This window comes from Streptomyces sp. V3I8 (assembly GCF_030817535.1).
Classification (GTDB): domain Bacteria; phylum Actinomycetota; class Actinomycetes; order Streptomycetales; family Streptomycetaceae; genus Streptomyces.
Genome location: NZ_JAUSZL010000002.1, coordinates 1,416,743 through 1,428,839, shown reverse-complemented (window position 1 = coordinate 1,428,839; position 12,097 = coordinate 1,416,743). Strand labels below are relative to the sequence as shown.

The following is a 12,097-nucleotide window of genomic DNA, read 5'->3' as shown; positions in this document are numbered from 1 at the left end:
CGACCACGCGCACACGGCCCGCGTTCCCCGCCCCGGCGGGCGGGGGGATTACTCCTCTTCCAGTACTCCGGGGGTGTCGTGCAGGACGACGCTCTGCTCCAGCGGGACGCGTCCCATGTGGAAGCCGTTCACCGGAGCAGAAAGGTCGGCGGTGCCGAAGGAGATGCCGAACAGGAGCTTGAGTTCCCTGGGAACGTCCAGGAACTCGCGGACGGTGTCGGCGTACTGCCCGAGCATGGTCTGCGGGATGCCGCCGAACCCCCGGGCGGTGAGCGAGAGCAGGAGGTTCTGTGCGTACATGCCGATGTCCCCGGCCGCCCGCACCCCGTCGCCGAACGCCGGCATGAAGAGGAAAGCGGCGTGGGGGGCGCCGAAGAATTCCAGGTTCTCTCGGGCATGCGCGTACCTTGACGCCTGGTCCGAGCGGGATATTCCCACGGACTGGTAGACGGTCGCGGCGTGCTCGTGGGCCCGGTCGAGGTAGGGGCCCTTGCCGAAGTCGTCGTAGCTGAAGGAGAAGTCGGGAGTGAACCGCTTCTCCTCGTCGGCCTTGAGTAGTTCCTTGCTCAGGGCGTCGCGTGCCGCGCCCGAGACGACGTGCACCGTCCAGGGCTGTGTGTTGCAGTTCGACGGGGCGGCCTGGGCGTCTTCCAGTACGCCGCGGATGTCCGACGGGGACAGCGGGGTGGGGTGGAACTTCCGGACGGAGTACCGGGAGCGCACGATGTCAGTGATCGGCGAAGCTGTGGCGGGCACAACAATTCCTTTCGGGAGTGGTCCGTTTTTCCTGGACACGGTGGTGCCTCACGGGGTGTTGGCTGCGTCCGAGCCCGGCACACCATTTCTTCGCGGACCGTCGATTCAGCCTGATGATCTCCCACGAGGCCGTTCAACCAAGATCTGCGACAGCGTCAGCCAGTTACCGCTCGGCTGCGGTGATGCGGGGGTCGGGTCCGTACTGGTGCGGGATGCCGAGGTTCTCGCGCAGGGTCGTGCCCGGGTACTCGGTGGGATAGATACCGCGTTCCTGCAGGATCGGCACCACCTCGTCGACGAATGCGTCGATGCCGTCCTCGTAGATGTCGGGTGTCACCCAGAAGCCGTCGGCGGCTCCCGCCTCGAACCACTCCTGAAGGTGGTCGGCGTGGAGCTCGCCCGGGCCCACGACGGTGGGATGGAAGTCGATCACGCCATGGGCGAGAACGTCGCGCGGGGACCACCCCTGGCGTGCCACCGCCAGAGCGTTCGAGGAGCGCGGGTCCCGCGGTGAGGCGTGCGCGGACGCCAGCTGATCCGGCGTGAGAGGTTCGTCGAACCGGTCCGGGTGGATATGGATTCCGAGCATCGCGCCGAGGTGGGGCAGACGGGCCTCGATGACGTCGTCCGAGTATGTCAGGCGACGGTCGAGGCCCTCGCGCACGGTCGGCGCGACGGTGGTCATGATGCCGGCGATGTACTTGATCTCGTCGGGGTCGCGGCCGGCTTCGCGTGCCGCGTTCCGCACGAGTTCGCGCTGGGCGCGCGCCTCCTCGATCGTCCACACCTCGGCGATGAAGCCGCTCGCGTAGCGGCCCGCGATCGACAGGAGGTGCGGGCTGGGGCCGCCGGACGTGAAGACGACGGGCTGGCCCTGTTCCGACGGTGGGATCGCCAGGGGGCCCCGCGAAGCGACGTACTGGCCCTGCAGGTTGACGGGCTGCAGTTTCGTCGGGTCGATGAAGCGGTTCGCTGCCTGGTCCTTGATCCACGCGTCTTCGTGCCAGCTGCCCCACAGCGCCTGGACGATCTGAATCGCCTCGTGCGCCCGTTGGTAACGCTCGGCGCGGTCGGCGACGGGCCGTCCGTAGTTGGCAGCGACAGCAGGGTCACTGGTCGTCACCGCGTTCCAGCCTGCGCGCCCATGGCTCACCACGTCCAGGGCCTTGAACTGGCGTGCCGTGTTGAACGGTTCCTGGAACGTCGTCGACCCGGTCGCGACGAAGCCGATGTTCGTCGTCTCGCGTGCGACGGCGGTCAGCTGGATGAGCGGGTCCATGAGGTTGCTGATCGTGGAGTGCTCGACGTCGCCGCGTACGGCGGGGAAGTCGGGAGTGAAGAGGAAGGCGAACTTGCCGCGTTCGGCAGCTCTCGCATGACGCACGGTGGCATCGACGTCGGCGTAGGTCCCGGGGTCCACGTGCGGGGCACGCCAGGCGCCGTGCAGGCCACCGTATCCATCGATCAGCCCCATCCCCAGGACGAGCTTCCTGTCCGCGGTCACCGGGCCCCCGCCTTGCAGACCGCTTCGGCGGTGGCCGACGCGCCGCTTGCCGTCTCGCCGCCGACGGTCTCGTCGCTGACCGGCCCCGGCTCGGCAGCGGCCGCCCCGTCGGCGGCTGTCCCGTCGGCAGCCGGAGCCGGTGTCCGGCCGATGAAGAGGGCGCCCGCCAGCACGAGCAGGCCGATGGCCCAGGCGGTGAGGAAGGCCGCCTGTCCGGCGGACTCGGCCTGCGCCGTGGTGAGCACACCGGCGTCCCGGGCGCCGGAGCCGATGGTGTAGGCCGAGATGAACACCGCGCCGAAACCGGCACCGGCGAGCTGCTGGACGGTGGCGAAGGCCGCGGTGCCGTGCGGGTAGAGCTCGGTGCGCAGGGCGCCCATCGCACTGGTGGTGAGCGGCGCCCACATCGCAGCCATCGCGCTGGTGAACACCAGCCACGCGAGGATCAACGTGATCACGCTCGTGCTCTCGTCCACCCGGCTGAGGAACCACAGGACGGCCAGCCAGACGATCGCACCGGGAACCACCAGCGGACGCGGGCCGAAACGGTCGTAGAAGCGGCCGCTCAGGGCCGCCACGATCGAGATCGCCGCACCGCCCGGGATCAGGAAGAGGCCGAGCTGGAGGGTGCTCAGGCCGGTGACGTTGGTCAGCACCAGTGGGACCACGACCAGCAAACCGATCCCGTTGCCCGCGACGAACACCATCACCAGGATCGGCAGGACGAACGACTTCCGCAGGAAGATCCGCATGTCCAGGAACGCGTTGTCGCGACGCTGCAGGGGGATCTGTCGCAGGACGAACGCCACCAGGCCCGCCAGGCCCACCGCGATCGGCAGGTACGGCGAGACCGGAGAGTGCCCGGCAGACGCCTCGCCGAGCAGGGAGAGTCCGTAGACAAGGCCGCCGAACCCGATCGCGGACAGCAGCAACGACGGCACGTCCAGGGCCACCGGCTCCGGGGTGGTGGTGTTGCGCAGCTTCCACGCGCCCAGCGCCAGGGCGGCAACCGCGATCGGCAGCATCAGGATGAACAGCCAGCGCCAGCTCAGTGCGGACAGCACGAGACCCGACAGCGCCGGCCCGAGGGCCGGTGCCACGGACGGGACGGCTGTCGTGATCGCCATCATCTGGCCGCGGCGACCGACCGGGACCAAGCGCATCGTCGTGGTCATCAGCAGGGGCAGGAAGACGGCGGTGCCGGATGCCTGGATGACCCGGCCGGCCACCAGGAGGCCGAACGTCGGCGCGATCGCGGCGAGTGTCGTCCCGACGAGGAACAGTGACATCGCGACCAGGAAGACCGTTCGCATATGGAAGCGCCGCATCACGAATCCGCTGGCGGGGATCAGCACGGCCATGGTCAGCAGGAAGCCGGTCGTGACCCACTGCCCGGTGCTCGGGCTGACCCCGAAGTCCGCGATCAGCGTGGGCAGGGCGACGCCGAGGAGCATCTCGTTGAGGAAGACGATGAACGTCGAGACCATCAGGACCCCGATGACCAGGGCGACACCCGGTGGGAGCCGATCGCCGGAGTGGGTCGTCGGTGCCGCGACTGCGGCGCCAGATGCCGATGGGGTGGTCATGTACGTGCTCGCCATCTCGTGAGGTTCGAAGAGGAAGATCGATCGGTGCGACGTGCGCGACTCGCCGGCGGGCAGGCGTCAGGTGCGGGCCGGACAAGTCGGTGCACGAAGGACAACCGGGTCGGTCACGGCCTGGATGATCACCGACCCGCGATCGAAGGAATCGTCTGGCGCTTTCGCACCAGCTCGCCCTGGGTAATCGAGGAATCCCGTGACCGGACAGCCGACGTGGAGCCGGCCTCCGAGGATGGCGCTGCTTCCCGAACAGCTGTCGCTCTTCACGGCAATGACCGCGGCACCCGTCGCGAAGCCTGCGCAGGTGCGCCGCATCGTCCGCGGTGTCCCGCTTCGCGGGCGGCCCCATACGGAGTTACTGGTCCGGAACATGCGACCATGGTGCAACCTTCACATCATGTGAATGTCAACGGTAAGCGACGAGTCGCTGCTCACACCCAATCAACCTTGACATGACTGTAAGGTTTCGTGGGTGACGATCGTGTTGCCGAGGAGGTGGTGGTCATGAAGATCGGTGAACTCGCGAAACGCACCGCAGTCCCGACGCGCATGCTGCGCTACTACGAGGAGCAAGGGCTCATCACGCCGCGACGGCAGGAGAACGGCTACCGGGAGTACGACGAATACCTGGTGGATCGCGTGAAGAAGATTCGCGGCCTGCTCGACTCCGGTATCCCCACGCGCATCATCGGCGACATGCTGCCGTGCCTCAACCAGCCGCAGGAGATCGTCGTCGCCGATGCCGACCCTGAGCTGCGCGAGATGCTGGTGCGTGAGCGCGACCGGATGACAGAGCGCATCGTCCTGCTGGAGCACCATTGCCACGCCCTTACCCAATACATCTCCGCCATGGACCGATCCATCGCTGCCACGACTGAAACCCGCGTGCCGAAATGACCCTCGACCCCAGGGTGACCGAAATGACCTTGCTTGATCTCGACCCGGACCAACTGCTCTCCACCACACGCGCGGTCCGCAAACGCCTCGACTTCACCCGGCCGGTGCCCGACGACGCGATCCGCGAGTGTGTGGCGATGGCCCTGCAGGCGCCGTCGGGATCGAACGTCGTGACCATGCGGTTCGTCGTGATCCGCGACGAGGCGAAACGCCGGGCGGTCGGCGACGTCTACCGCGAGGTGTACGCCGCCTACAAAGCCTCACCGGGATACCCCGGTAAGCCCACCGGTGACGACGCCCGCGACGCGGTGCAGCAGCGGGTAGCCAGCTCTGCCGACTACCTGGGCGAGCACATGGGCGACGCACCGGTGCTGGTGCTGGCCTGCAACGAAGGCCCCAACCGAGAGTGGGCGGCGGCCGGCATGAGCAACGTCATCCCGGCCACGTGGAGCTTCATGCTGGCCGCCCGGGCCCGCGCGCTGGGCACCGCTTGGACATCGATGCACCTCGCCCGCGAACGGGACGTGGCCGACATCCTGGGACTCGACTACGAAACGGTCGCGCAGGCGGTGCTCACGCCGGTGGCGTACACCAAAGGCACGGATTTCCGCCCGGCCGAACGACCCGCACCAGACGAGGTCATTCGCTGGATCTAAGTGCCTGACGCTGTCAGGGATCTTGGCCACGGCCGGGGACGTGGGTGTTACCCGCCTGCGTCGCCGCCCACAGGAAACAAGATCCCCGACAGCGTCATGTTCTCGGAAGACCACTTGGGGACCAGGCGGTCCAGCGGGCGCGGCGGGGACCGGCGGGCAGGGTCGGCAGGGTTTGGGGAGCGCGGACCATGGTCAGGTGGGCGGTGAGCGCGGTGCTGAGCGTCTCCAGCCGGTACTGCTGAGCAGGCATCAGCCGCGGTCGCCTTCTCCTTGTGGTCCCGGTGGGCCGAGCCGGTGGTCGAGCGCGGCACCGACGTGGGGGCAGTTCGTGCGGATGACGTCGAGGAAGGCGTTCAGCGCCGGGGAACGGTCCCGGGCATGGAAGGACAGGACCAGATCGGGCAGAGGCGTGCGTGGGGTCACCTCGCAGAACCATGTGCCCTGTCGTGGGGCCGTCAGCATGCGAGAGGGCCCCAGACCGACGCCTACCCCGCAGGCGGCGAGGCCGATGATGGTGTGGATGTCCCTGGCGACGGTCGCGCCGGAGAGTGCGGGGGAGTCCGTGCCCAGGAGTGTCCGCAGCCCGGTGGCGACGGCGGGCTCGTCCTCACCCGGCGCCACGATCAGCGGCTGCCGCCGCAGCTGGTCCACGTCCACCGAGGGCTGCCCCGCGTACGGGTGCGTGCTGCTCACGACCGCGACGATGTGGTCGTGTCCGATCGGGACCGACACCAGCTGCTCGGCCCCGATGCCTCCTGGCGGGCCGAGGCCGATCGCCACGTCCAGTTCGCCGGTGACGAGTGCGGCCGTGCTGCGCCTGGTCGCCATCTCGTGCAGTTCCAGCCGTACGTCGGGCCGTTCGCGGCCGAACCGGCTGAGGACGTCCGGCAGGGGTTCGAGCAGTGCCGAGGCGATGAAGCCCAGGCGCAGCCGGCCTGTCTCGCCGCGCGCTGCCCTGGCCGCGTCGACCGAGGCGGCCGCGATCTCGTCGAGCGCCTTGCGTGCCCGGGAGAGGAAGGCCTTTCCTGCAGCCGTCGGAAACACCCCCTGGCGGGTGCGGTCGAACAGGCGGGTGCCCACTTCCCGTTCGAGGTCGGCGATCTGCTTGGACAGCGGAGGCTGCGCGATGCCCAGCGCACCGGCCGCCCGGCCGAAGTGCGCGTGCTCGGCGAGGGCCAGTGCGTACCGTAGGTGCCGCGCCTCCATGTAGCCTCCGGCCATACCTCACATGTATTGCAGACCAGTTTGTCAGATCTTTCACTGGATGATCCAGGTCGGGCCGCGTGGAATGCGGTCATGACTGATCCTTCCTTCGCCGGCACCGTCTTCGTCTTCGTGCACGGGGCCTGGCACGGCTCCGGCCAGTGGGCGGCGACGCAGCGCGCACTCGCCGCACCGGGTGCCGCGAGCATGGCCGTCGACCTGCCGGGGCACGGCTTCGACGCACCGCTGCCCAGCGGATACCTCCAGCCGGGCCAGCCGGGCTTGTCGACCGAGAAGTCCGCGCTCGCCGACGTGACGACGGACGACTGCGCCGAGGCCGTGCTGGACACGCTGCGCCAGGCCCGCCACCACCGTCGTGTCGTCCTCGTCGCGCACAGCGCGGGCGGCGGCCCCGCGTCACTGGCCGCCGAGCGAGCACCCGAACTCGTCGATGAGCTCGTCTACCTCTCGGCCTTCGTGCCCGCCGGACGGCCCCGCTTCTTCGACTATCTTCGCTCGCGCGAGAACGCCACAGCGCGGGGTCAGAATCTGAACCTCGGCGACCCCGGGCAACTGGGCGCCGTGCGGATCAACCCGCTCTCACAGGACCCCGCCTACGTCGAGGAACTGCGGCAGACCCAGTACCACGACATCGCTCCGGACCGCTTCGACCGCTGGCGCTCGGCACTGAGCCCCGATCTGCCGCTGTCGATCCCCACCACCCCGGTCATCGTGACCGCGCAACGGTGGGGGCGCATCCCGCGGACCTTCCTGCGCTGCGCGGACGACCGGGCACTGCCGACGGCCGTGCAGGATCTGATGATCGCTGAAGCCGACCGGGCCATGCCCGGCAACCCGTTCACCGTGCGCACCCTCCCGGGCAGCCACAGCCCGTTCGCCGCCCGCCCCCATGAGCTCGCCGCGGCTCTGCTGCCGTGAGCGACCGGCGCCTGGTGCTGCCGGTGGTGCTCAGCGCCACTTTCGTGCAACTGCTCAACGTCACTGTCGCCCAGGTGGCTGCGCCGGCGATACAGGCCGGCCTGGGCGCCGGTCCTGGTGCCGTGCAGCTGGTCCTGGCCGGATACACCCTGACGTACGCGTGCCTGCTCATCCCCGCCGCGCGGCTGGGCGACCGGTACGGCTACCGCCGACTGTTCGTGGCGGGCACCGTGGTCTTCACCGCTGGCTCGGTGGCCGGCGCGTGCGCCCCCGACGCCGCATCACTGATCACGGCCCGGCTGGTGCAGGGCGCGGGCAGCGGCCTGGTCGCCCCCCAGGTCCTGTCGCTCATCCGGGCCGTCACCCCCGCAACACGCCGACCGCGTGCGCTGGGCCTGTACGGCGCCACCATGGCCGTCGCGTCACTGGCCGGGCCGCTGATCGGTGGCCTCGTCCTCAGCGCCGATCTCTTCGGCCTCGGCTGGCGGCCGGTGATGCTCCTCACCGTGCCGGTGGCGCTCGCCTCGCTGGCCGGAGCGGGCGCGCTGCCCCGCACCCGCGGGGCGGAGGGACTGCGCGTCGACAAGCTGGGTGCGTTGCTGGTCACCGTGGGAGCCGGCGCGCTGGTCCTGCCCCTGGCGCTGGGGCGGGAAGCAGGCTGGCCCTGGTGGACATGGGCCGGGTTCACCGTAGCTGCGACCGCCCTCTGTCACTTCGTCCGAAGCCTCCCGCACCGGCCGGACCCCCTGATCCATCCCGCGGTGCTGCGTGACCGGGCGGCGCGCAGGGGCACGCTGCTGGTGTTCATGTTCAACACGGGCGTGCCCTCCTTCACCTACGTGCTCTTCCTCCACCTCCAGTCCGCCGTCGGGTACTCGGCCCTGGCGGCCGCGCTGACGTCGGCACCGTTCGCCGCTGCTGCCGCCGCCGGCAGCACGGCCGCCCCCGCTCTCACCCGCCGGCACGGGCCGGCGGTGCTCACCGCCGCGTCGCTGGTGCTGGCCGGGATGTGCCTGGCGCTGGCCCCGCTCATCGGCTCAGCGGCGGGACGCCAGGCGGCACTGCCCGTACTGGCCGCCGGCGGAGCCGCGTTCGGCGCCTTCACCGCGTCGGCGTTCACCCTGGTCCTGGCCGAGGTGCACGGCCCCGCCGCCGGCTCGGTCTCCGGACTGCTGCCCACAGCACAGCAGCTCGGCGGATCCATCGGAGTGACCGCGGCCGGACTCGCCTACGGTGCCCCCGCCGCTGATGCGGACACCGCATTCCGGCACGCCATGCTCTACCAGGTTGCCGTCTTCACGATCACTGCGCTGATCAGCCTCCGGCTCCGCGACCGACCTGGCACCGAGCCCGTGCGCGGCCATCGCAGTCACAGCGCAAGGACACGCAGGTAACGGCGCACAGCTGGACCACGGCAACTGAGCCCACCGCTCGGGCGGCCGGTCCGGCCGCTCTCCCGACCGTCGACGTCCCGGCGATCGTGCTCGATCCCACCGAGGATCCGGCACTGCACCCCCGTCCGCGCGAGGAGCACGCCGGCCGGTTCCCGCGCCTCCTCGGCCACCGGCGCGTCCCGAGCGGCCACAACCAGCCGTTCGACGCGCCCGCAGAGGTCGCCCGCGCGGTACGCGACCTGCATGCGTTCCTGGAGTCGGCGTAACCGCACCGTGGCCCCACCTGACCGCGCGGTCAGGTGCGGTCGCGCCGACTCCAGGGATCTCATCGGGCCCTGGGCGTCGTCCGTTTGCCTGCTCCGACGGTGAGCGCGCGGTGCCGCGCGGGCTGTACCCGCTCTCGCCCGCCGCCGCGTCGAAGACCTCTGGACCTTTCCGCGGGACGGACGGCGTTACGAGCTCACGCCGCCCGTCGCCCTCGCTGCTCGGCAAGCGGCATCAGGGCTCGATGTTCTCCAGGTCCGCGAGGAGGCTCGGGCGGGTGGGCCGCCAGCCGAGGGCGGTGCGGGTGCGGGCGCTGGACGCGGGCTGGTCCATGGCGAAGATCGGGCCGATGGCGCCGAAGTTCTCCTGCGGTACGGATGCGACCGGCAGGCCCAGGCGCCGCCCGATGACCGTGGCGATGTCGAGTACGGCGTCGCCCCCGTCGGCGACGGCGTGCCACACGCTTCCGGCCGGGGCCTTCTCCAGCGCGAGCCGGAACAGGACGGCGGCGTCGAGTGCGTGGACGGCCGGCCAGCGCTGCGTGCCGTCTCCGGGATAGCCGGCGACACCGTCGCGGCGGGCGATCTCGGTGAGCATTCCGGCGAACCCGCCCCGGCCCCGGTGATGGACGGTGCGCGGCAGCCGTACGGCCGAACTGCGCACGCCGTGCGCGGCGAGCGCGAGGGCCCGGTTCACCGACTCGGCGCGTCCGCCGACGGGGCCGCCGGTCGGCAGCGGGTCGTCCTCGGTCGACACGTGTCCCGGCAGCGGAGGCGTTCCCGACACGGTGACCAGCGGACGGTCGCTGCCGGTGAGGGTGTCGCCGAGTACGGCGAGGGCCTCCTGCTCCTCGCGGACGCACCGCGCGAGGGCCTCGGGCGAGCTGAAGTCGTTGCCGAAGGCGAGGTGGATGACGCCGTCCGCGTCCTGGGCGCCGCTCCGCAGCGTCCGGAGGTCGGTGAGTTCACCCCGCAGTACCCCGGCGCCGGCGGCCTCGGCGTGTGCAGCGGAAGCGTCGGAACGGGTGAGAGCGGTGACCGTATGGCCCGCGCCGAGCAGTTCGGCGACGACGGCCGAGCCGATCAGTCCGGTTCCGCCCGTGACGAAGACACGCATGGCTGGCTCCTCAATGTGATGCGACATGTGTCGCATCACTATAAGCATGATGCGACACATGTTGCATCGACTAGGATGGCCGCATGCCCAGATGGAAGCCGGACGCGCGCCAGCGCCTGATCGTGGCGGCGCTCGAGTTGTTCACCGAGAAGGGCTACGACGACACGACGGTCGCCCAGATCGCCGAGCGCGCCGGGCTCACGCGGAGTACCTTCCACCGCCACTTCGCCGACAAGCGGGAGATGCTCGCGGCGGGGCAGGAGACCCTCAGCCGCCTGCTGGCCGAAGGAATCGCCGCCGCCGCCCCTGACGCGACGCCGATGACGGCCGTGGCGGCCGGCCTGGAGCGCGCCTCGATGCAGATGACCTCCTTCAACCGTGAGCTCGGGCCGCTGATGCACGCGGCGGTCGAGGCGAACGACGAACTGAAGCAGCGCGACGCGTCGAAGAGCACCGGCATGGTCGCGGCCATGACCGAGGCGCTGAGGGGCCGGGGCGTCCCCCGGGCCGTGGCGCAGGTGGCCGCGGAACTCGGCATCCTCGCGTTCAAGACCGGATTCGCCCGATGGACCGACCCCGCCCGGGACGCGGACCCCGGCGAGCTGGCACCCCTCACCCGAGCCGCCCTCGACGAACTCCGCACGGCGGTCACGGAGTTGCGCTAGAGGACGCTTTCATCCGCAAAGTTCGACTTGCGGGGTGGCCGGTGTGTGTCTGTGGACCTGCGGCGTGGAGGTGTACCTGCTGTTCCCGGCGTGCCGTGCGCCTGCCCGGCGGCATGACCTCTCGTGGAACGCCTCGCCGTTGTCGGTACGGCGTCCGGCTCCGGCTCCCCACGTGGCCCCGCTTTCGCGGCGGCTGCTGCGGTGGGGTGTCCGGGCTGGTACGTGTGTATTTGTCCGGAGATCACAAGCAGCGCAATGCGGTCGAGCGATGCATCAGCCGGTTCAAGTGGTGGCGGGGGCCGGCCATGCGAAGATTTTCAGTCGTATGTGGTGGCGAAGGGGATGGCCCATACCCCTGGGGGTCAGGGGGCCGCAGGTTCACCTCCTGTCGTCCCGACCGGCTTCACGGCAGACCGGAAGCCGTTCCCACTCGGTGGGAACGGACTTCTCGCCTGTCCGTCGTACGGTCAGGACAGGCGGCCCACATGGGCCAGCGCCTGCTTGAGCAGGGCTCCGTGGCCGCCCGGCATCTCGTTGAGGACCATGGGGGACGAGGCCTCCTCGGGGCTGAACCAGACCAGGTCCAGCGCGTCCTGGCGGGGGCGGCAGTCGCCGGTCACCGGGACGATGTAGGCCAGGGACACCGCGTGCTGGCGGGGGTCGTGGAACGGCGTGGCCCCCAGCGTCGGGAAGTACTCCGCCACGGTGAAGGGCTGCAGCGACGTCGGCACCCTGGGGAGCGCGACCGGGCCGAGGTCCTTCTCCAGGTGGCGCAGCAGGGCGTCCCTGACCCGCTCGTGGTGCAGGACCCGGCCGGAGACGAGCGCGCGGCTGACCGCCCCGCCCGACCCCATCCGGAGCAGCAGTCCGATGCTGGTCACTTCGCCGCTGTCGTCCACGCGCACCGGCACGGCTTCGACGTACAGGATCGGCATGCGGGCGCGCGCCTGCTCGAGCTCGTCGTGCGGGAGCCAGCCGGGCGTGGTCTCGGTCATGTCAGACATTGGGTGATCATACTTTCAGCCTCTGGTGTCGCGAGCGTGTCGCCCGACACAGCGAATCCGGGGCCACGGTCGTCCGTGGCCCCGGACCTTCTGTCCGC

At 70.3% G+C, this 12,097-nt stretch carries 13 protein-coding genes; 6 read left to right on the top strand and 7 right to left on the bottom strand.

Annotation, left to right across the window (positions count from 1 at the left end):
* Positions 1–48: 48 nt before the first annotated feature.
* From QFZ75_RS06305 to QFZ75_RS06295, 3 genes are all read right to left on the bottom strand, one after another.
* Entirely contained in the window at positions 49–756 is a 708-nt protein-coding gene (locus QFZ75_RS06305) for a nitroreductase (protein ID WP_307534535.1), read from the bottom strand.
* A 163-nt stretch (positions 757–919) separates the two neighbouring features.
* Positions 920–2,260, bottom strand: a complete 1,341-nt coding sequence (locus QFZ75_RS06300; protein WP_307534533.1) for an NtaA/DmoA family FMN-dependent monooxygenase — start codon at positions 2,258–2,260, stop codon at positions 920–922.
* Positions 2,257–3,861, bottom strand: a complete 1,605-nt coding sequence (locus tag QFZ75_RS06295) for a DHA2 family efflux MFS transporter permease subunit (protein ID WP_307534531.1) — start codon at positions 3,859–3,861, stop codon at positions 2,257–2,259. The genes QFZ75_RS06300 and QFZ75_RS06295 overlap by 4 nt, the downstream gene beginning before the upstream one ends.
* A 468-nt stretch (positions 3,862–4,329) precedes the next feature.
* On the opposite strand from QFZ75_RS06295, the gene QFZ75_RS06290 reads away from it, so the two are divergent.
* Both QFZ75_RS06290 and QFZ75_RS06285 read left to right on the top strand, forming a co-directional pair.
* The gene (locus QFZ75_RS06290) at positions 4,330–4,758 is read left to right on the top strand and encodes a MerR family transcriptional regulator (protein WP_307534530.1); all 429 of its coding nucleotides are present in this window, start codon (positions 4,330–4,332) and stop codon (positions 4,756–4,758) included.
* The gene (locus QFZ75_RS06285) at positions 4,755–5,414 is read left to right on the top strand and encodes a nitroreductase family protein (RefSeq protein ID WP_307534527.1); all 660 of its coding nucleotides are present in this window, start codon (positions 4,755–4,757) and stop codon (positions 5,412–5,414) included. Before QFZ75_RS06290 ends, QFZ75_RS06285 begins: the two co-directional genes overlap by 4 nt.
* 94 nt (positions 5,415–5,508) lie before the next feature.
* On the opposite strand, the gene QFZ75_RS06280 is transcribed toward QFZ75_RS06285, so the two are convergent.
* Together QFZ75_RS06280 and QFZ75_RS06275 are read right to left on the bottom strand one after the other, a co-directional pair.
* Positions 5,509–5,664, bottom strand: coding sequence for a hypothetical protein (locus QFZ75_RS06280; protein WP_307534525.1), 156 nt, complete (start codon positions 5,662–5,664; stop codon positions 5,509–5,511).
* Positions 5,664–6,620: a LysR family transcriptional regulator gene (locus QFZ75_RS06275; protein ID WP_307544242.1), complete on the bottom strand. Its 957-nt coding sequence runs from the start codon at positions 6,618–6,620 to the stop codon at positions 5,664–5,666. Before QFZ75_RS06275 ends, QFZ75_RS06280 begins: the two co-directional genes overlap by 1 nt.
* Positions 6,621–6,710: 90 nt before the next feature.
* On the opposite strand from QFZ75_RS06275, the gene QFZ75_RS06270 reads away from it, so the two are divergent.
* The 3 genes from QFZ75_RS06270 to QFZ75_RS06260 all read left to right on the top strand — a co-directional run bounded on the left by QFZ75_RS06270 (position 6,711) and on the right by QFZ75_RS06260 (position 9,216).
* Positions 6,711–7,556: an alpha/beta hydrolase gene (locus QFZ75_RS06270; protein WP_307534523.1), complete on the top strand. Its 846-nt coding sequence runs from the start codon at positions 6,711–6,713 to the stop codon at positions 7,554–7,556.
* Entirely contained in the window at positions 7,553–8,950 is a 1,398-nt protein-coding gene (locus QFZ75_RS06265; protein ID WP_307534521.1) for an MFS transporter, read from the top strand. The genes QFZ75_RS06270 and QFZ75_RS06265 overlap by 4 nt, the downstream gene beginning before the upstream one ends.
* An 86-nt stretch (positions 8,951–9,036) precedes the next feature.
* Positions 9,037–9,216 (top strand): hypothetical protein, encoded by a 180-nt coding sequence (locus tag QFZ75_RS06260; protein WP_307534519.1) that lies wholly within the window; start codon positions 9,037–9,039, stop codon positions 9,214–9,216.
* A 232-nt stretch (positions 9,217–9,448) separates the two neighbouring features.
* On the opposite strand, the gene QFZ75_RS06255 is transcribed toward QFZ75_RS06260, so the two are convergent.
* The gene (locus tag QFZ75_RS06255; protein ID WP_307534518.1) at positions 9,449–10,330 is read right to left on the bottom strand and encodes an SDR family oxidoreductase; all 882 of its coding nucleotides are present in this window, start codon (positions 10,328–10,330) and stop codon (positions 9,449–9,451) included.
* 83 nt (positions 10,331–10,413) lie between these two features.
* On the opposite strand from QFZ75_RS06255, the gene QFZ75_RS06250 reads away from it, so the two are divergent.
* Entirely contained in the window at positions 10,414–10,995 is a 582-nt protein-coding gene (locus QFZ75_RS06250; RefSeq protein WP_307534516.1) for a TetR/AcrR family transcriptional regulator, read from the top strand.
* A 467-nt stretch (positions 10,996–11,462) separates the two neighbouring features.
* On the opposite strand, the gene QFZ75_RS06245 is transcribed toward QFZ75_RS06250, so the two are convergent.
* The gene (locus QFZ75_RS06245; protein ID WP_307544240.1) at positions 11,463–11,990 is read right to left on the bottom strand and encodes an NUDIX hydrolase family protein; all 528 of its coding nucleotides are present in this window, start codon (positions 11,988–11,990) and stop codon (positions 11,463–11,465) included.
* Positions 11,991–12,097: the final 107 nt, after the last annotated feature.

Coding starts and splice junctions, on each gene's coding strand:
- QFZ75_RS06295 (WP_307534531.1), bottom strand. CDS start 3,861: ATGGCGAGCACGTACATGACCACCCCATCGGCATCTGGCGCCGCAGTC.
- QFZ75_RS06245 (WP_307544240.1), bottom strand. CDS start 11,990: ATGACCGAGACCACGCCCGGCTGGCTCCCGCACGACGAGCTCGAGCAG.
- QFZ75_RS06285 (WP_307534527.1), top strand. CDS start 4,755: ATGACCCTCGACCCCAGGGTGACCGAAATGACCTTGCTTGATCTCGAC.
- QFZ75_RS06280 (WP_307534525.1), bottom strand. CDS start 5,664: ATGCCTGCTCAGCAGTACCGGCTGGAGACGCTCAGCACCGCGCTCACC.
- QFZ75_RS06255 (WP_307534518.1), bottom strand. CDS start 10,330: ATGCGTGTCTTCGTCACGGGCGGAACCGGACTGATCGGCTCGGCCGTC.
- QFZ75_RS06270 (WP_307534523.1), top strand. CDS start 6,711: ATGACTGATCCTTCCTTCGCCGGCACCGTCTTCGTCTTCGTGCACGGG.
- QFZ75_RS06250 (WP_307534516.1), top strand. CDS start 10,414: ATGCCCAGATGGAAGCCGGACGCGCGCCAGCGCCTGATCGTGGCGGCG.
- QFZ75_RS06275 (WP_307544242.1), bottom strand. CDS start 6,620: ATGGAGGCGCGGCACCTACGGTACGCACTGGCCCTCGCCGAGCACGCG.